General features: G+C 56.2%; 17 protein-coding genes. 10 read left to right on the top strand and 7 right to left on the bottom strand.

The genetic code is table 11. The features are described from left to right. Window positions 1–10 precede the first annotated feature (10 nt). From HBO24_RS29505 to HBO24_RS09805, 6 genes are read left to right on the top strand one after another with little or no spacing between them, the layout of a single operon-like run. Window positions 11–2,362, top strand: coding sequence for a phage tail protein (locus HBO24_RS29505; protein ID WP_178124537.1), 2,352 nt, complete (start codon window positions 11–13; stop codon window positions 2,360–2,362). An 11-nt stretch (window positions 2,363–2,373) separates the two neighbouring features. After that, window positions 2,374–2,952: a hypothetical protein gene (locus HBO24_RS09825; RefSeq protein WP_170059618.1), complete on the top strand. Its 579-nt coding sequence runs from the start codon at window positions 2,374–2,376 to the stop codon at window positions 2,950–2,952. Continuing rightward, a complete protein-coding gene (locus tag HBO24_RS09820) occupies window positions 2,949–3,872 on the top strand; it encodes a hypothetical protein (RefSeq protein ID WP_170059617.1) in 924 nt (307 codons plus the stop codon). The genes HBO24_RS09825 and HBO24_RS09820 overlap by 4 nt, the downstream gene beginning before the upstream one ends. Next, window positions 3,869–4,420, top strand: coding sequence for a DNA-binding protein (locus HBO24_RS09815; RefSeq protein WP_170059616.1), 552 nt, complete (start codon window positions 3,869–3,871; stop codon window positions 4,418–4,420). Before HBO24_RS09820 ends, HBO24_RS09815 begins: the two co-directional genes overlap by 4 nt. Next, window positions 4,417–5,121, top strand: coding sequence for a hypothetical protein (locus tag HBO24_RS09810; RefSeq protein WP_170059615.1), 705 nt, complete (start codon window positions 4,417–4,419; stop codon window positions 5,119–5,121). The genes HBO24_RS09815 and HBO24_RS09810 overlap by 4 nt, the downstream gene beginning before the upstream one ends. Further along, complete coding sequence (locus tag HBO24_RS09805) at window positions 5,094–6,065, top strand: hypothetical protein (protein WP_170059614.1); 972 nt, start codon at window positions 5,094–5,096, stop codon at window positions 6,063–6,065. Before HBO24_RS09810 ends, HBO24_RS09805 begins: the two co-directional genes overlap by 28 nt. A 134-nt stretch (window positions 6,066–6,199) precedes the next feature. Here the strand turns inward: HBO24_RS09805 and HBO24_RS09800 are convergent, their stop codons facing one another. The 3 genes from HBO24_RS09800 to HBO24_RS09790 form a co-directional block, all read right to left on the bottom strand. Further along, on the bottom strand, window positions 6,200–7,609 hold the full coding sequence (locus HBO24_RS09800; protein ID WP_170059613.1) for a hypothetical protein: 1,410 nt from the start codon (window positions 7,607–7,609) through the stop codon (window positions 6,200–6,202). Window positions 7,610–7,770: 161 nt separating this feature from the next. Continuing rightward, window positions 7,771–8,520: a hypothetical protein gene (locus HBO24_RS09795; RefSeq protein WP_170059612.1), complete on the bottom strand. Its 750-nt coding sequence runs from the start codon at window positions 8,518–8,520 to the stop codon at window positions 7,771–7,773. Continuing rightward, window positions 8,513–9,496 carry a HipA domain-containing protein gene (locus tag HBO24_RS09790; RefSeq protein WP_170059611.1) on the bottom strand — a complete coding sequence of 328 codons (984 nt, stop codon included), beginning with the start codon at window positions 9,494–9,496 and terminating at the stop codon, window positions 8,513–8,515. Before HBO24_RS09790 ends, HBO24_RS09795 begins: the two co-directional genes overlap by 8 nt. Before the next feature lie 1,217 nt (window positions 9,497–10,713). Here HBO24_RS09790 and HBO24_RS09785 point away from each other — a divergent pair. Continuing rightward, window positions 10,714–11,736, top strand: a complete 1,023-nt coding sequence (locus HBO24_RS09785) for an alpha/beta fold hydrolase (RefSeq protein WP_170059610.1) — start codon at window positions 10,714–10,716, stop codon at window positions 11,734–11,736. Between the two features lie 10 nt (window positions 11,737–11,746). Here the strand turns inward: HBO24_RS09785 and HBO24_RS09780 are convergent, their stop codons facing one another. Continuing rightward, window positions 11,747–12,118: a DUF2784 domain-containing protein gene (locus HBO24_RS09780; RefSeq protein ID WP_057439546.1), complete on the bottom strand. Its 372-nt coding sequence runs from the start codon at window positions 12,116–12,118 to the stop codon at window positions 11,747–11,749. A gap of 143 nt (window positions 12,119–12,261) precedes the next feature. Here HBO24_RS09780 and HBO24_RS09775 point away from each other — a divergent pair, with 143 nt between their 5' ends. After that, the gene (locus tag HBO24_RS09775) at window positions 12,262–12,951 is read left to right on the top strand and encodes an HAD-IA family hydrolase (protein ID WP_057439545.1); all 690 of its coding nucleotides are present in this window, start codon (window positions 12,262–12,264) and stop codon (window positions 12,949–12,951) included. Between the two features lie 38 nt (window positions 12,952–12,989). Here HBO24_RS09775 and HBO24_RS09770 read toward each other — a convergent pair whose 3' ends face one another. After that, a complete protein-coding gene (locus HBO24_RS09770; protein ID WP_169960548.1) occupies window positions 12,990–13,736 on the bottom strand; it encodes a 3-oxoacyl-ACP reductase family protein in 747 nt (248 codons plus the stop codon). A 127-nt stretch (window positions 13,737–13,863) separates the two neighbouring features. Here HBO24_RS09770 and HBO24_RS09765 point away from each other — a divergent pair, with 127 nt between their 5' ends. After that, window positions 13,864–14,787, top strand: coding sequence for a LysR family transcriptional regulator (locus tag HBO24_RS09765; protein ID WP_057960359.1), 924 nt, complete (start codon window positions 13,864–13,866; stop codon window positions 14,785–14,787). A gap of 79 nt (window positions 14,788–14,866) precedes the next feature. Next, window positions 14,867–15,325, top strand: coding sequence for an anti-virulence regulator CigR family protein (locus HBO24_RS09760; RefSeq protein ID WP_170059609.1), 459 nt, complete (start codon window positions 14,867–14,869; stop codon window positions 15,323–15,325). A gap of 14 nt (window positions 15,326–15,339) precedes the next feature. Here the strand turns inward: HBO24_RS09760 and HBO24_RS09755 are convergent, their stop codons facing one another. Together HBO24_RS09755 and HBO24_RS09750 are read right to left on the bottom strand one after the other, a co-directional pair. After that, entirely contained in the window at window positions 15,340–16,068 is a 729-nt protein-coding gene (locus HBO24_RS09755) for an aspartate/glutamate racemase family protein (RefSeq protein WP_057960357.1), read from the bottom strand. Between the two features lie 15 nt (window positions 16,069–16,083). Continuing rightward, window positions 16,084–17,613, bottom strand: coding sequence for an NCS1 family nucleobase:cation symporter-1 (locus HBO24_RS09750; protein ID WP_120733879.1), 1,530 nt, complete (start codon window positions 17,611–17,613; stop codon window positions 16,084–16,086). Between the last annotated feature and the right edge of the window lie 9 nt (window positions 17,614–17,622).

The raw sequence follows: 17,622 nt of genomic DNA, 5'->3' as shown, positions 1-17,622 counted from the left end.
GAGCCCCCCAATGGGAGCCAGCATTACCCTTGCAGGTGAAAGCCTGATCGCGCAAAAACAAGGCGCACAACAGCCCCTGATCGTTTCCCGGTTTGTCCTGGCCAACGTGCCCGGGCTGGACCCGAACGGCCAGGTAGATCGAGCAGCACCGAAGCCGGCCGCGCACCTGGTGGCGAGCTATGACGTCACGCAAAAAGGCTTTGTGAACCCCAACCAGATTGTTTACAGCCTGATGCTGGGCAGCGATATCGGGGATTTCGATTGGAACTGGATCGGCCTAGAGACCGCCGAAGGCGTGTTGCTGGCCGTGGCCTATGTGCCGCTGCAGCAGAAGCGCAAGAACATCCCGCCGCTGCAGCTGGGCAACAACGTTACCCGCAACTTCCTGGTGGTGTTCGACGGCGCCCAGGCGCTGACCGGAATCACCATCGACGCCAAGACCTGGCAGCACGACTTCACCGTGCGCCTGCATGGCATCGACGAGCGCGAGCGCCTGAGCAACCGCGATACCTTCGGCCGGGCCTGCTTTTTCAGCGACGGGCTGAAGCTGGCCAAGGTCGGCAATAGTTACCAGGTGCAGCCCGGGACCGCCTACATCGAGGGCGTGCGCGTGTTGGTGGCTGCTGCCGTCGCCGTGGCACCGCCGGGGTTTCCTGCCAAAGCCTGGCTGGATGTGAGCCTGGAGCGCCAGTTAAGTGATGTAGTGGCCCGCTGGGAGGTGCGTTTCGGCGCCGCCCTGGCCGACTTCACCGACAGCGCAGGCGTGCGCCATTTCTGCGTGCAGCTGGCGGATCTGCCCGATTCCAACACCGTGGCGGATTTGCGTCAGGCCGAGCCGATCAGTGATTCCCTGGTGAAGCACTTTGCGGGGAAAGAGTGGGTTAAGGGAGAGTTGGCCAAGAAGGCGAACAAAGGCACGAAACTCGCTGACTACGAGATCGATGACGCCATTCCCAATCGCAATCCATTGGGCGACGACAGCCTGGATATTCACGGCGGCTCCTATGGCTTTTTGACCGCGCTCAATGAAACGCACCTGTGCCAGAACTGCTACTGGAACGGCGCCGACTGGGTACGTCATGACGAAAAACGGGCAGCGGTGTCATTGATTGCCGGCTCTGGCACAGTTCGGGTGCAGCGGGTTGGCCCAGGCAAAAACCCGATCGTCTGGGCGTCAGCGTTCGACGTGCGCGACAGTGGCGACACCTACAGCTCCGACAAGATCGATCAGTTGATTAAGACCATTGACGAGGCGATCGCCAAGAAGGCGAACAAAGGTACAAAACTCGCTGATTACGGGATCGATGATGCCATCCCGAACGTGAACCCGCTGCCCGGGAACAGTCTGGATATTCACGGCGGAACCTATGCTTTTCTCACCTCGGTGGTTGAGACCAACCTGGCCCAAAATTGTTACTGGGACGGCCACTACTGGGTGCGCCATGACGAATCAAAACCGTGCGTTACGGTGTTTGCCAACGCCGGTAACGTGTATGTGCGTAAAGCCGAAGCAGGCCTGAACCCGATCAACTGGAGCTACAGCGAGAAGCTACGGGACAGTGGCGACACGTACGATAAAACGAGCATCAATAGCTTTTTGGATCAACTGCGCCAGTCGTTGAACCAGCACCACCAGTGGTTGATCCAGATCGATGCCGAGCTAAAGAAGAAAGCCGACAAGGGCACCAAGCTGGCCCACTACGGGATCGATGACGCCATCCCGAACTTGAACCCACTGCCCGGGAACAGTCTGGATATTCACGGTGGTTCCTTCGGCTTTTTGACGGCGCTGGAAGAAACCCACTTGGCGCAAAACTGTTATTGGAACGGCGCCCACTGGATGCGCCACGATGAATCCCGCTCAGCGGTCGTGCTGATTGCCGGCGGCGGCGCTATGCGTGTGCAGCGAGTCGCACCTGGACCAAATCCTATTGTGTTTACGGGATCGTCCGAGGTGATCGACAGCAGCAAAAAGGCCCTTCCTGGTGTGCCCGGCATCGCGCCGATCGCCAGCCTGGAACAACTGGACGCCGGGGCCGATGAAACCAGCATCGTGACGCCGCGCACCCTGCGTTGGGGCTTTTCGATCAGCCTGGCCGACAACGGCTATATCGCGTTTCCGCGCTGGCTGGGCGGGCTGATCATCCAGTGGGGCAATGCCTACATCGCAAACAACGGCAGCCAGTTCCTGTTCCCGATCGGGTTCCCCAACAAATGTTTTGTACTCAACATGGGCACGGGCGAGGACACATCCGGCCAGGCCGAGGTGATGAACATTGTGGCCGGCTCCCGCACTCGTACCGGTTTTATCGCCAACGCCACAGCGGTATCCACCTACGGCTATATCGCGATAGGTCACTAAGGGAATCCCCTATGAGCAAGTATTTTTACAGCCCATCACTTCACACCTTTCTGGTGGATGGCATTCACCCAAAACGCCCACGCGACAGCGTGCCGATCAGCTACCAGGATTACTCCTATTTGCTGGCCAAGCAGTCCGAAGGCTTGCAGATCGTGTTCGACATCGAAACCAAACAGCCTGTGGCGCGCCTGGCGCCCGGGACCAGCAAGCCCGAGCAACTGCAGAGTCTGTACAGGCAGAAGAGCAGCGAGATTAATACCGCGTGTGAAACCGCGATCACCGGCGGCTTCTGGTCGCCGGCGTTGGATGTGCCGCACCAGTACCCCAGCAAACTGGATGATCAACTGAACCTGACCAGCGTGATTCTGCAGGGCTTCGACAGCCCCTACGGCTGCCGCGACGAGGCGGGCGTCAAAGAGCTGCGCCTGCACACGGCCAAGCAACTGCGCCAAGTCAGCGAAGACTTCACCACCTTCAAAATGGAGCTGCTGCAGCGGGCCAATGTGCTTAAACAGCGGCTGGACCAGGCCCTGGCACATGGCGACTTGAACGCCATGGAGGTAGTGACCTGGGAGAGCTTGCTGCCATGAACTGGGCGCCGGTGACCATGCGCTGGCCAAGTCAGGCCACCCAATGGATGGGCCAGCTGTCAGCGGCCAAGGATCTGGCCAGCACCGAGCAGGCCAGCACAGCCAAGCGCCTGTCAGACCTGGGCGGTAAGACCAGCACCAACCCGGGGCCGGTCGGTGATGCCGCCCAGGGTGCGATCACTGCAGGCCGCGACGCGCTCGCCACACAGATGGGCGAAGCGCCGGCGTGCCTGGTGGTGACGCCGTTTCAAAGCGGTATCGGCCAGGGCCGCGGATATCAGCGTTTCCTGTCGGCGCCAAACTTGCTGCAGCAGCTGGCCGGCAAGCTGGTGGACGTGAGCGACACCGGCCGGCCCGATGGCCCCCAGTTCGCCCTGTGTCTGATGTTCCTGGCCACGCGCTTTGATCAGTTGGCCGAGAGCCTGGCGCGCTTCAATGCGTTGTTGCCGATGCCTGACCTGGTGCGAGCCGAACGCCGAGCGCGGCACCTGTCGAAACTGGAAACGGAAAAGTGGGAGATCCCCACCGCCGGCGCGTTGCCCCGTTGGCAGACACTGCCCCTGGAGCGCTGCACGGTGGTCAAGGCTGCCCAGCAATCTATGGCCGGCCAGCTTTCTGTCCTGGAGAGCTACGCGGCCGACAGCTCGCCCATGGCGGATCTTTCGGCCCTGGCCACGCGCAAGGCTGCCCAGCAACAGAGCCGCGACAAACAACTGGATGACCTGAAAGCCCTACTGGCCAACGGCAACCCAGACAGCAGCATGCGCGCGCGCCTGATCGGCCCCGGCAACGCCACTGAGCTGCGCCAGGCGCTGTTGCAAGGCGAGGCCCCGGGGCATGAGTGGGTGTTGTGTGCCGGCGCGCTGCTGGTGGGATCTGAGCAGGGCCTGAGCTTTGTTCGCGAGCTGGTGGGCCTATGACGTTATTACTCGACGGGCAAGAGGTACGCGGGAAGAACCTCAAGGTCACCGGCAATCTGCGCATTGAGAGCGACGACCTGTCAGGCCAAACCAGCAACACCGACAAGGGGCACAAGGGCTTCAAGCCCAAGACCCTGACGGTCACGCTGATGATTCCATTTGTTGACCAGGTGCAACTGCGCGACCTGATGCGCCTGGTGGAAGCGACCGCCGGCGGTGGCCAGCTCAAGACGTACCGCATCGTCAACGACACGGCGGCCGCGTTCGGCATGCGCCAGGTGACCTTCACCGAAGGCGTGAGCGCCCGGGAAGACGACAACCTGCGCGGTTGGCTGATCCAGTTCACCCTGACCGAAAAGCTGTCCAATCCCGAGAAAGTCGAAGGCCGGCGCCCAGGTAACAAGGTGACAGCCCAGTCAGGCCCCGGCGGGGCGGTGGGCGGTACCGGCGACGGTGGAGGCTCCAGCGAAGGCTCCGAGGAACTGACGGGCTTTGAAGCTACGCTGAAAAAAGTGGATGGCTGGCTGGGCGGGAGTAACACCCCATGAAGCTGCATAAGGTGTTGGCCATCGGTGGCGTGCCCTATGTCCTGGTCAAAAACGAAGTGCGATTGGACGCCAAGAGTCCCGGCCGGGCGACCTTCACCATCCAGGCCACAGCGCCGGTCAAAGGGTTGGTGACACTCGATATCGGCTACAACGACAGCACGCTGCAGCGTCACTTCATTGGCTACGTCGAACGCTCCACCACGGCCAGCGGCACACAGCAGGTGCTGTTCTGCCGCGAACTGGCGGCGATCCTGGCCAACCCACTGCCGCTGAACCTGCGCCACGTCGATCTGCGCGCCGTCCTGGTCGAGATCAGTCAGCACACCGGCTTGCGTTTTCGCGTACCGGACAAGCCCTACGCTGGGGTCAAGGCGCCATTCTTCTACAGCCTGGCCGCTGGCTACCAAGCGATGGACAGTCTGTCCCGAGTGTTCAACATCCCCGACTTTATCTGGCAGCAGCAGGGTGATGGGGAGGTGTTTGTGGGCAGTTGGGCTGACAGCTTCTTCGGCGTTCGCCCGCCGCTGCAACTGCCGGCGGAACTGTTCGACGACTACCAGGGCAACCAAAGCGCGATGATTGCGGCCCTTCCCGGGTTGCGACCAGGTGCAACGATCAACCACGGCGAGCGCATCACCAGTGTGGCCCTCGTCGATAACCAGATGGCCATCCGATGGACGACGCAATCCGCCGCAGCGTAGAACGACAATTCCCCGAACTCACCGGCGGTTACCACCTGCCACGCTTCGCCCGGGTTGTCGGCGTGGCCGACGCCCCGGCCGGCGCCGGGATCTGTGACGACTTCCGGCCGCGCTATGCGGTTGATATCGAAGTCCTGGGACCGGATGGCGAGCCAGACAGCAAACTGCCGATCCTGGCCGGCGTACCGTTGCCACTGCCCACTGGTGGCGAGGAAATGGGCATCTACGCCTTTCCCGAGGAAGGCACCCAGGTAGTGGTGTGCTTTGCCTATGGCCTGCCGCATAAGCCCTATATCCAAACCATCCTGCCCCACGGTCTGAGCATGCCAAGTGTGCCGAAGGGTGACCAGGTGTGGCAGCACAGCGAGGCGTGCCAGCAGCGTGTGGACGCCGACGGCAACTGGCTGCGCCAGACTGATGGCAAGATCCTGGACAAGGCGATCGAGCGGGAAGTGGAGGCCATGGGCAACACGGAGCGCTACCAGAACCACACCAGGACTGTGGATGATCATTCAAAGGAGTCAGTAGGGGGTATCAAGACAATCGAGGCCCTGGGCGCGCTCAAGCTGCTGTCGGGTGGGTCGGCCAGCCTGGCGGCCGTGGACGATCTGCACCAGGCAACCGGGCGTGATTTGAACCTGGTGGTGGGGCAGAAGCACAACGCCATGGTGGGTGGCGATATGGAGGAAAGGATTGAGGGGCTGCGTAGGAGTGTGGCGGCGGTCAGTCAGCGTCTAGTTGCCCCCCAAACTTGGCTTGGATCCGAAGCTGTAAATGTGCTGCAGGTGGTATGTGACTTACTTGATTTAGTAAAAAACATGAACACACAATTGGCCAACCATACACATGGGGCGAGTCCTTTACCTCAGATGTCCGGAGAATTTTTGAGCAATGCGCTGATATCGTTAGAGCTAGCAGCTAAATTGAAAGGGATAACTTATTAGTGTTTGATTTTTTAATTTGTATTCAAATGGCCGGGCGAGTCAAGTGAGATGCTATAAGCTTGGTTTAGCCGCTCAAGAATTGAGCGGCTAATTTTTATGTGCTATAAGAAGAAAATATTTAGACGGATGTTTAGCTAGAACGCAATGTTTGCTATATCTGCATATGCGTTAAGTCCGCCTCTATGGTCGCTGCCAGTTTTAGGCAAAACATATGTATAGCGCTCATCTTCAAAATACGTAAGCTTCCAATGTTTTCCTTCGGCTTTAATATTAAACCCAAGATCTTGAAGAGTGTCTTTGATGTTTTTAGACATTTCGCGATAGCTGCGTAGAGACTCTTTAAGTATTTTCGATTTTTGTTCGTGGAGGTCTATGTAGTTGTTGCTATTCACAACTGATCTTAATACGTGTTCTTTTCGTGAATTTGCATAGGTGTTTTTATCAATATAATCCTTTAGAGCGGATAAAACGAAAACAAAAATTTCGGAGTCGAAGAAGTCTTCCTCATCGCCGGTGTTAATTATAATTCCCCCTTGGACCGGGGTTTTTGATTCTAAGTGACGTACTATAGTGTTGAGTCTTTCTATTTCTCTATTTAATATGTCAATGTTGTCACGATTTTGTGCAATTTCTTTTTCATATAGTGAAACTATTTGATTGGCTTCGTCAGCACTGACGCCCTCGCGCTTCATCAATTCAATTGCATTGCGATTTTTTACATGAGTAACTTCATCCCAACTACATTCTTTAGCTGGAATCAGAAGAGATAGTGCCTCACAAATCGTAGAAAAAACTTCCTGCTCGAAAGTCTTTACTTCTTTATCTCCCCTTCTGAAAACAGTAACGCCTGACCCTTTAGGCCAATATATTCCTACTACGCCCCCATAAACATTTCGTGAACCTACATCTCGTCTTAGAATATGAGAAAATGTTCGACTAGGCTCTACTACTATATGCGCCATGCCACATAGTTTCCTGGCTAGGCGTTCTGGGATCACCGAATGTTTACTAGCCGCATTGGCACTTATGTAAACAATTGGCAGGGTGCAGCTACTATCTCCGTTGATAACAGCTTTTGCAATGTTTAAACTAAGGGGGCTTTCGTCTAAAGTGATGGGGACTAATGAGATAGGTATATCTCCATCGTGGCCGCCACCAAATCTATCAATAAGCCTTATAACGATTAGGGGCTTTTTAACTTCGAGCGTTGCATCTGATGCGGTGCTCGTTACTATACTCGCCTTAACACTTATCCAATGCTGATCCGGCTCAATTCGCGTTGAGATTTCAGTAATCCAACTAGTATTGGCAGTGTGTTTTGTATATCTAAATGAAGAGACGAAAAAACTTGGCGTTTCTGAACGAGAAAATTCAACAACTTCCTGATTTGACGAGTGTTTGAAATCTTCCTCATTGTTTAGCTTTCTAAGATCTTCCTCAGCAAACTCCGTAAAAGGCGAATCTAAAATCCAATTCACACATTCTTGAAAAACGTCTTTACTTGAGGTGCAGCTGTTGAGCGGAAAACTTACGTGTATGGTCATCGCCTGAACTCCATTGCAGGAGTCTGCAGGCTATCATTTTGATATCGCTGGATCTACTAGTCTTTTAATCATGGACTTGCCAGTGGATAGTTTTGCTCTATCCACTTTGGTGATCTGGCTATGTAAAAACTATCGGTCGGATTGGAGTGTTCCAATCAGAATTAGTTAACTTGGTCGACTAAAAGTTTGTAACTATCCGATTGAAATGGTGAAAAGCCATCAGGCCATGATGTTACAGATTCGCAGAAAACCCGATACTGTTCAGGAGCACTCAGGTTCACCTTAAGTACCCGGATTTTTGTAAGTAACTCACTGCCGGTTACTCCCAGCATACGATTTACTCGAATCAAGTCTTCATTTAGATATCGTGGGTAATACCCTAGGCGCCTTCCGGTCTTAGGATTAATGATGGCTACCGCATTAGAATCTACTTGGTTCTTGTCTTCATTCATGCATGGAAGAAAAACCGTATTATCTAAATTAAGAAGGTCATGTTTTGCTTCGTCTGAAATATAGGCAATGCCACTGATAAAAAACTTTAAACGATATTCATTTTTTGCAGACTTTTGAGGTACCTTCACAATTCTAAAGTTATCGGTTTTTCGAGCTCCACCTGAGGCACTTAAAATTTCAAAAGGATCGTTAGGGCCTGGAGCCATGTCGAGCCAAGAAAGCATAATGTAATATTCGGGTCTGCGTTCAGGGATTAGCCGATTTTGAAAGAATGGTAATAGTTCATGAGATACATACTCTTTTTCAAGAATACCCATTCGTGGGAAAGGAATGAATTTTTTATTAAGAGCGCCGCGAGTATAAGAAAAAGTATAAATTCCGTCTAGTTCTGTCAGTTTTGCAACTGGTTGCCACATTGTGGTGATAGGGTCTCGCCAAATGACGAATGCACTATTCATATGTTTTAATCTGCCGCTTTCTATACAATGGATCCAAGTTTTCCTTAAAAAAAGATACCAGATCCATCATATTCGATTTGTTGCACACCAGCATTTCGAGGGCAAATATTTTAGATACATCGCTCATAATTTCCGTAGGGACTGAGTCGATAATAGCTCGCATTATCTCTTCAGTCAATCCGTCTAGCTCTTCAAGCCAACTTAATGCGGCCCTTGGGTTGAGTATTCCGAAATATTCAAACGCTTTGAAAGTTCTAAGTCTGCGTTCCTTTAAGTAAAAATATGACTTGGCTCTTCTCACATATGTTGAGACGTGTTGTCCGTTATCTTGCGAGTTGAGTCGTTTGCTTTTTGTTTCATCGGACTCATTTCTACCTAGTCCAGCTGCATGGTCGAAGGTTGGAGCGAGATGAAATCGCCCTTTGCCAGTTACAATCAGCCCCCAATTTTCACTATGACGGTCTTGGTTCGATAGAAGAGCGTCAAGCATCAGATAGCCAGTGAAAAAATCTGCAGCTGTTTTAATTCCGGGACGACTTTTAAAGCTGAGTGGTTTGTTTCTAATTATTCTTCTTAAGATAATGTAGACGTGCATGATATTTTGTTTTTCGGTTTTTTTTACATTCTCATTATTGATCGGGGCGCTATAGTTTTTTAAGATTTCATTTGCGGTTACTAAGTAAGTGTTGGATCCGGTTATAAAGCTTCTAGTTATTACTCCTCGTGTTTCTTTGTTGAAGGCGAGCTCGTATTGTGCGCATGGGATGCGTAATTTTTTTGCGATTTCGCAGGAGACTTTTTCAGACCAGTCTTCACCATCTCTTGATATGACGTTATTTTGTGAGTCATGTGTTTCTATTGACTTAAATAAATAGTCCTTTCCTTCTTTGTCTGAGCACCAATATTTCGCTTTGGTGCCTAATGGTTCAAATTCTTCATGTTTGAATTCTGAAATATCAAAAACTTGATACGCCATAGATTTTTTGAACTCGCCGGAAATGTTTTGTTATATGGTTGTGAGAGTGGACTAACCTCGTGTTTCGGAACTTAACGCGGCTTACCGTCGCTGAAGATATGCCTTAAATCTTTTTTTTTGAAGAAAAATATCGTTCGGAAAGCACTTATCCCCCTCCCGCCGACGGGCTTTGTGTCCCTTTTTTGTGCAAACGGGTAGTGGGGTGCAAACGGTGCCCCAGCTCAAGCCCGCTGCGGGCTCAGGGGGAGGTTTCGCAATTGCACAGAGTGCAAGGCTTTGCAAAAAAGTGCAGTGGCCTTGCACATACGCCACAAGGCGGTAGGGGAGTGGTCACGCAGACGAGGTGCCCGGTTTACGGGGGCTATGGCTGTGAAAACCTACTGCAGGCGGTGTTTTCGTTTTCGGAACCGTTCATATCAGGGCTCAACCAGTCGCTGTCGGACCCTACGCAAAAACGACTGTGAGGCCCAGCCTGTCGGGGTTTCCAGCATTCTGCGGCATTGCACAGCATCACCATCAAGTTCAGGCTGTCAGTACCAATCCAGAGCGTGTGGAAAAACAACGCCGAAACGATGGGCGCATGGCCTTTTTCCAGGCGAGGGGTGGGAAAAGGGTAATTTTAGTAATTGGCAAGTCAGAATTGGCTGTAGCCCTTATAGAACGTGGCTTTCAGCTATTACCTCGGAGGGTAATATAAGGTAACGAGGGAGGTAATATTTTGATCAGCCCCCCATTTTACTGGGTTTGGCAGCTCACTGGTATTACTGTCTCTGAAAGTAATTTTCTAACCATTTACTTACCTTATTATTACCTCTATAAAATATATCAACTATCTGATTTTATTAGACTTTATCCGGTTTTTGACAGTTCATTACCAAAATTACCTTTTTCCCATGGCTCAACATAAATCGTTCAAAATGCCTGTTGTGACCGTTTTCTGCAACCTGGTGCATTTAAGCCATGGGACTGCCATGGGACAGATCCTGTGCGCACCACCGGGCTGCAGCCCTTATAAACCGGGGGCCTTGGTTTCGAAAATCGCGAACGGGTAGTTTCGAATCTCTCCTTCACCGCCACACTCTACAAACACAACCCCCAGTTTTCCTATAGAAAGCCGGGGGTTTGTGATTTCTGCTGCATGGAAAACAGCAATATGGGAATAATGTGGAAACACGCAGAGCCCCTGCGTGTACTCGCTCCCCTCAAGGAAGATCCCATTGAAAGCAGCCCTAGTCGCTCTGCTCCTCACCTGTGCCGCCACCACCGCCCTTGCCACTAACAACCCTGTCGGCTTCCAAACCTCGACCCTGGCAGACCCAAACAAAGAGCGCCCGCTGGAGATGGTGGTCTGGTACCCCAGCTCCACCACTGCCACGCCAAAGGTGATTGACGACAACCCGGTGTTTTTCAGTGCCCTGGCTGTGCGTGATGCGCCTGCTGCGGTGGGTGAGTACCCGTTGGTGGTGCTTTCCCATGGTTTCGGCGGCAGTTGGGGCAACCAGGTGTGGTTGGCCAGTGCGATGGCCCAGCGGGGGTTTATCGTGGCGGCGGTCAATCATCCTGGCACTACCAGTAAGGACCGCAGTGCTCAAGCCGCCGCGCAGTTATGGCAGCGGCCGGTGGATATTCGTCGCGCTATCGACGCGGTGCTGGCGCAGCCAAAGCAATTTGGCAAGGTACAGCCCGGCCGAATTGCGGTGGTGGGTCATTCGCTGGGCGGTTGGACGGCGCTGGAAGTTGCCGGTGCCCGTTTCGACCCCGAGCGTTTTGCCCAGGACTGCAAGGTTCACCTGCAGTTGGCCCCTTGCGCGGTCTACCAGCAGATGAACCCAGTGCAGGCGCCGTTGGCAGCGGATTTGAGTGACAAGCGGGTCACTGCAATTGTTTCACTGGACCTGGGTCTGTCCCGTGGCTTTACCGATCAAAGCCTGGCGGCGTTGCCGGTGCCGACGTTGGTGATTGCTGCGGGCGTGCCCTCAACGGAGCTTCCCGCCGAGTTGGAATCCGCTGACTTGGCCAAGCGCCTGCCAGCGGCAGCGACGCGCTATGTCGAAATCAGCGACGCCACTCACTTCAGCTTTATGGCCGTGTGCAAGCCGGGTGGAGAGGCGTTGATTGAAAAAAGCTCACCAGGCGACGGCATGATCTGCCGCGATGGCGAAGGTGCCCGCCCGCGTGAGGTGATCCAGCAGCAGGTCACGTCATTGATTGTTGAGTTTCTGGCGCAGCCAAAAGGCTAGGCCAACACGTTCAGTTCCCCGCCCGTGGCCCTCGCCTGATCAGGCGTGCGTACACCGCAATATTAATCAGCAAGACCAGGGCGCCCAGGCCCAGTTGGATCTGTGGCGTCAGCCCCGCGGGGTAGATCAGGGCAATGATGTAGTGCTCGATAAATCCTGCGCCATAACCCTCTTGCCCGGCGAGGTGGCGCAGCAGGTTTTCCCAGCGGGTAAGGGGGCAGGGCAGGTGGAAGACTTCTACGGCAACGCCCCAGGCCGCAGCGGGCAGGTGCAGCCACATGACCGGTCGCCACTTGAGGGCAAGCAGGCCGCCGAACAACACGAACAGGATGAAGCCAAGGTGAAACAACACCAGGGAGTCGGCAGCGAGTCGCAAGAGCATAGAAGGGGTCGCGTCAGGTGAGGCTGCCAAGTGTGCTGGATAGAGCCGCTTGAAACCAGAGGCGGGCGGTTGCGGTTGCTTGTAGGCCCGAGGCCCCGTTATTGTGCTGAATCCTTTTAGTCATCTGCCACGGATCTGTTGTGATGAACGCACCGCGTACTGCTGTTGGCCCGATCAAAGCCGTGATTTTCGATATGGACGGGTTGTTGCTGGATACCGAGGGTATCTACACCGAAGTCACGCAGATCATCGCCGAGCGCTATGGCCGTACCTACGATTGGGGCATCAAGCAGCACATCATTGGCCGTGGCGCCCAGGACCTGGCCGAGTACGTGGTCAAGGCGCTGGACTTGCCGATCACGCCTGAGGAGTTCCTGCGTATCCGTGAGCCCTTGATGAGCGAGCGTTTTCCCAAGGCGTTGGGCATGCCGGGCGCCGAGGCGTTGGTGCGGCATTTAAGTGCGCACAATATCCCGATAGCCGTGGGCACCAGTTCGTCGCGCAATTCGTTTGGGCACAAGACCACGTTGCACCGCGAATGGTTTGGCTTGTTCGGTACGATTGTCACCGCCGACGACCCGGAAGTCGGCGCAGCCAAGCCTGCGCCGGACATCTTCCTTACCGCTGCCCGCCGCCTGGGCGTTGCGCCCGAGGATTGCCTGGTGTTTGAAGACTCACCGTTTGGCGTGACCGCTGCCAAGGCCGCGAACATGACTGCCATCGCGGTGCCCGACGAGGCCATGGCCGACAGCAAGTACGCTCACGCTGACCAGATCATCCGCAAGCTCGCGGAGTTCGATCTGGCTGCGTATGGCCTGCCACCGATGCGCTGAGCGTTGCAAGAGCCGGCAAGCCGGCTCTTATAGGGTGTTCAGGCGCTGAAACCGCCATCAATGGTCAGGCTGGCGCCGGTGATGTAACCGGCTTCCGGCCCTACCAGATAGGCGACAAAGCTGGCCACTTCCTCGACGCGCCCATAACGACCCACCGCCATAAAGCCAATCAGGCTCTCGGCAAATTCACTGTCGGCCGGGTTCATATCGGTGTCCACCGGGCCCGGTTGTACGTTGTTGATGGTAATCCCCCGTGGCCCCAGGTCGCGCGCCAGGCCTTTGGTCAAACCCACCAGCGCGGCTTTGCTCATTGCATAGGGGCCGCCACCGGCGAAAGGCATGCGCTCGGCGTTGGTGCTGCCGATATTGATGATGCGACCCCCTTCGCCCATGTGCCGGGCAGCTTCCTGCGTGGCGATAAACACGCTGCGCACGTTAATGGCCAGGGTCTGGTCAAAGTCTTCCAGTTTGAAATCCTCCAGCGGGCCGACCGCCAGCACCCCGGCGTTGTTCACCAGGATATCCAGGCGCCCGAACGCGTCGACAGTGGCATTGACCGCATTGCGAATGGCCACGGCATCGGCGCTGTCGGCGTGAATCGCCAGGGCCTTGCCGCCTTCGTTGATCACGCTGTTCTGCAGGGCTTCGGCCTTGGCCGCAGAGTTGACGTAGGTAAAGGCAACGGCTGCACCTTGCGCGGCCAGGCGCTTGACGATGGCGGCGCCGATGCCGCGGGAACCGCCCTGGATCAAGGCAACTTTGCCGCTGAGGTTTTGCGTGGTCATGTCGATCTCCCAATGATGCAAGGCGCAGGTGCCTTGTTGTTGGCGCCGAGTATCGCCCTCGCAGACATCCCTCGGTAGACCGTGATTGCTATAGTCTGTGTAAACCAAAAGTTTAGAGTGATGCGATATGGAAAGCTTCGGCAGTATCGAATGCTTCGTGCGCAGTGCCGAAGGCGGCAGCTTTGCCGAAGCGGCCCGGCACCTGAGCCTGACGCCGGCCGCCGTCGGCAAAAGCGTGGCCAAGCTTGAAGCGCGCCTGGGGGTGCGGCTGTTCCAGCGCAGCACCCGGCGCCTCACATTGACCGAAGCCGGCAAGCTGTTTCTGGAGCAGGTCAGCGCCAGCCTCACCACCATCCAGAATGCCGTGGCCAACCTGGCCAGCGCCGAAGGCCGGCCGGTGGGCACGCTCAAGGTGAGTATGGGCACGGTGTTCGGCAACCGTTATGTGGTGCCGTTGCTGGCGGAGTTTCTGCGACGTTTTCCCGATATCAGTCCGGATTGGCATTTTGATAATCGCCAGGTCGACCTGATCGGCCAGGGCTTTGACGCGGCCATTGGCGGCGGGTTCGAGCTGCCCCAGGGTGTGGTCGCCCGCAAGTTGACCCCGGCCCACCGGATTCTGGTGGCCTCGCCCGATTACCTGGCCAAGCGCCTGCCCGTACGCGTCCCCGAAGATTTGGGGTTGTGCAATGGGATCCTGATCCGCTCGCCGCAAACCGGCCGCGTGCGCACCTGGCAACTGACCAACCGCGCCCGCGAACAGCGGCCGTTGATGCTCAAGCCGCGCATGACCATGGGCGACTCCGAAGCCGCGTGCTGCGCCTGCACTCAAGGTTTGGGTATTGCCCTGGTCAGCATGCCGATGGCCGTGCCGTTCCTCGACAGTGGCGCGGTGGTGCGGGTGCTGCCGGACTGGTACGTCGATGATGGCAACATCTCTCTGTATTACGCCGAACACAAGTTGCTGCCGGGCAAGACCCGGGTATTTGTCGACTTCATCCTCGAGCAGTTTGCCGAGCAGCGCCTGGCGCAGCGGTTCAGCGCGGTATAGCACTCACTGCTGAACTTGCTGCTCGCTAGTGTTCTAAGCTGATACGGGCCAATGGGGCTTGCGACTGTCGAGACCGATCATGTCCATATCACGCGCTTTACTCGTGTTTACCAGCCTGGCGTTGATTGCAGGCTCCCCGGCGCTGCTGGCCGATCCCGGCAATGGCAACGGCAAGGACAAAGGCAGTGCTCATGGCAATAAGGGTGGCGCCCAGGGTAATCAGGGCCAGGGTGGTGGCAAGAAGGGTGCAGGCGCCCATTACAGCGGCCCGCAAATTGATATCGGGGGTGTGCGGGTAATCCTTGGTGACAACCGCGACTACTGGCGCGGTGGTTCGTCCCTGCCGCCGGGCATCCAGAAAAACCTGGCCCGTGGCAAACCCCTGCCACCGGGAATCGCCAAGAAACTCGATGGGCGCCTGTTGGGGCGGCTGCCCCATTACGACGGCTACGAATGGCAACAGGCTGGCACCGACCTGATCCTGGTGACGATTGCCACCGGGATCATTTATGAAGTGCTCAATGACGTCTTGAACTGATCGAGATCGGCGATTCAGCGTGCGAACCTGCCCGGCCAACCGATGATGTTCTTTGGCCGGGGTGTCCCATAGGTGCGCACCTTCGACGTCGACAACCCTAGCCTCACCAAGGATTCGGCCAGGGTTACCGCTGCAGTCACGCCATCCACCACCGGCACGCCGGTGCGTTGGCGGATCTGTTCATCCAGCCCGGCCATGCCGCCGCAACCCAGGCAGATCACTTCAGCCTTGTCTTCGCTGATGGCCAGTTCGGCTTGGCGCACAATCGCTTCCATGGCCCGCAGCGGGTGCTCCTCCAACTCCAGTACCGCCATGCCGCTGGCCCGTACGGAGGCACAGCGTTCATACAGCCCGGAGAGCTTGAGCCGGTCTTCGATCAGCGGCACCGTGCGATCCAGGGTGGTGACCACTGAGTAAGCATGGCCGAGGAACATCGCGGTGCTGGCCGCGGCATCGGTGATATCCACCACTGGCACGTCCAGCAACTCCTGCAGGCCTTCGCGGCCATGCTCGCCATAACCTGCCTGGATCACCGCATCGAACGGCTGATCGTAGGCCATTACTCGGTCCATCACCGCAATGGCCGCCAGATAACTTTCGAAATTGCCTTCCACTGATTCGGCACCAAAAAACGGCGTCAGCCCGACAATTTCGGTGCCCGCCGCTGCCACGCTGCGAGCCTGTTGGGCAATGGCTTGGGTAATGGATTCGGTGGTGTTGACGTTGACGACGAGAATGCGCATGGGATGACCTCCTGATCAATGACTGACGTTGTCGACAGCGATGCTCTCGCCGCTGATATCGGCATAAAACGGCTGACGCTTGGCGATCAGCAGATACAGCACCCCGGCAATGCCAGCGCCAAACAGCCAGGAGAACGGCGAGACGCTGGCAAACCCCGGCAACAGCGCCAGGACAATGGCAATCACCGCAGCCGGGACAAACGCCGCCACCGCCCGCAGGTTCACCCCGTGGCTGTAGTAGTAAGCGCCGTTGGGGTCTTCGCTATACAACTGCGGCACGTCGATCCGGCCCTTACGGATCAGCCAGTAATCCACCATGATCACGCCATACAGTGGGCCCAGCAGCGCGCCCAGGCCGGAGAGGAAATACACAATCACCAGCGGGCTGTTGTAGAGGTTCCACGGCAGGATGAGCACCGCGAGGAACGCGCTGATCAGCCCGGCGCGCCGGAAGTTCAGGTACTTGGGGGCCAGGTTGCTCAGCACAAAGGCCGGGGCAACGAAGTTGGCCATGATGTTCACCGCCACGGTGACGATCAGGAATGCCAGGCAACCCAGCACCAGGAACAAGGTATTGGGAATGGCCGCGATGATCTGCGTGGGGCTTTCGATTACCTGGCCATTGAGTTGGAACTGCCCGCCGCACAGCAGCACGGTGATGATTGCGAACACCAGGATGTTCACCGGCAGGCCCCAGAAGTTGCCGACCTTGATGGTCTTGCGGCAAGGCGATGAGCGGGCGAAGTCGCAGAAATTGAGGATCAGGGTGCCGTAGATCGCCAGCCACAAGGCGCCGCCGGCAAAGATATTGCGCCACATCTCGCCACCGCTCAGGGGCTCGCGGATCGACCAGGCGATTTGGCCGTCGGCCTGGAAGTACATCCAGCCGGCCAGCGCCGCGACGGTCAGCAGGATAACGGGGCCGGCAAAGCCTTCGTAGCGTCGGACCATTTCCATGCCGTAGGCCAGAATCACCAGTTGCACAAACCAGATCATCACAAAACACGCCCAGCCCAAGGTGGACAGGCCGAGGATCGTGTTGTGGTCGTAGTCGGCAAATCCTGGATTAATCGCCACCAGCAGTACGCGAAAGACGACGGATGCGAGGTAGGTTTGAATCCCGAACCAGGCGATGGCAATCACGGCGCGGATCAACGCAGGAATTTGCGCGCCATGTATACCGAAACTTATCCGGCTGATCACCGGAAACGGCACACCGGTTTTCTGGCCCATGTAGCCGGACAGGTTCATAAAGAAATACACCAACGCCGCGCCGATCCCTAGCGACAACAGAATCTGCCAGGCACCGAGGCCCAGGGCGTACAAGCCGATGGCAAAGGAGTAGTTGGCGATGTTGTGCACATCGTTGGTCCACAGGGCGAAGATGCTGTAGCCACCCCAGCGTCGACCTTCGACTTTGGTGGGCGCCAGGTCCTTGTTGTGCAGGCGTGGGCTCAGCACCAGCGGGCCGGAGTTTGCCGCCGCGGGGTTGGCTGTGGAGGAGGGCAGATCCAGTGCAAGGTTATTGGAGAGGCTTGTAGGCATGCCGGCAGG

The organism is Pseudomonas sp. WS 5410, from assembly GCF_012985645.1.
Taxonomy (GTDB): Bacteria; Pseudomonadota; Gammaproteobacteria; order Pseudomonadales; family Pseudomonadaceae; genus Aquipseudomonas; species Aquipseudomonas shahriarae.
The sequence above is the reverse complement of the archived record's forward strand: the minus strand, read 5'-3'. Positions and strand labels throughout refer to the sequence as shown.

Coding starts and splice junctions, on each gene's coding strand:
- HBO24_RS29505 (WP_178124537.1), top strand. CDS start 11: ATGGGAGCCAGCATTACCCTTGCAGGTGAAAGCCTGATCGCGCAAAAA.
- HBO24_RS09825 (WP_170059618.1), top strand. CDS start 2,374: ATGAGCAAGTATTTTTACAGCCCATCACTTCACACCTTTCTGGTGGAT.
- HBO24_RS09820 (WP_170059617.1), top strand. CDS start 2,949: ATGAACTGGGCGCCGGTGACCATGCGCTGGCCAAGTCAGGCCACCCAA.
- HBO24_RS09815 (WP_170059616.1), top strand. CDS start 3,869: ATGACGTTATTACTCGACGGGCAAGAGGTACGCGGGAAGAACCTCAAG.
- HBO24_RS09810 (WP_170059615.1), top strand. CDS start 4,417: ATGAAGCTGCATAAGGTGTTGGCCATCGGTGGCGTGCCCTATGTCCTG.
- HBO24_RS09805 (WP_170059614.1), top strand. CDS start 5,094: ATGGACGACGCAATCCGCCGCAGCGTAGAACGACAATTCCCCGAACTC.
- HBO24_RS09800 (WP_170059613.1), bottom strand. CDS start 7,609: ATGACCATACACGTAAGTTTTCCGCTCAACAGCTGCACCTCAAGTAAA.
- HBO24_RS09795 (WP_170059612.1), bottom strand. CDS start 8,520: ATGAATAGTGCATTCGTCATTTGGCGAGACCCTATCACCACAATGTGG.
- HBO24_RS09790 (WP_170059611.1), bottom strand. CDS start 9,496: ATGGCGTATCAAGTTTTTGATATTTCAGAATTCAAACATGAAGAATTT.
- HBO24_RS09780 (WP_057439546.1), bottom strand. CDS start 12,118: ATGCTCTTGCGACTCGCTGCCGACTCCCTGGTGTTGTTTCACCTTGGC.
- HBO24_RS09775 (WP_057439545.1), top strand. CDS start 12,262: ATGAACGCACCGCGTACTGCTGTTGGCCCGATCAAAGCCGTGATTTTC.
- HBO24_RS09770 (WP_169960548.1), bottom strand. CDS start 13,736: ATGACCACGCAAAACCTCAGCGGCAAAGTTGCCTTGATCCAGGGCGGT.
- HBO24_RS09765 (WP_057960359.1), top strand. CDS start 13,864: ATGGAAAGCTTCGGCAGTATCGAATGCTTCGTGCGCAGTGCCGAAGGC.
- HBO24_RS09760 (WP_170059609.1), top strand. CDS start 14,867: ATGTCCATATCACGCGCTTTACTCGTGTTTACCAGCCTGGCGTTGATT.
- HBO24_RS09755 (WP_057960357.1), bottom strand. CDS start 16,068: ATGCGCATTCTCGTCGTCAACGTCAACACCACCGAATCCATTACCCAA.
- HBO24_RS09750 (WP_120733879.1), bottom strand. CDS start 17,613: ATGCCTACAAGCCTCTCCAATAACCTTGCACTGGATCTGCCCTCCTCC.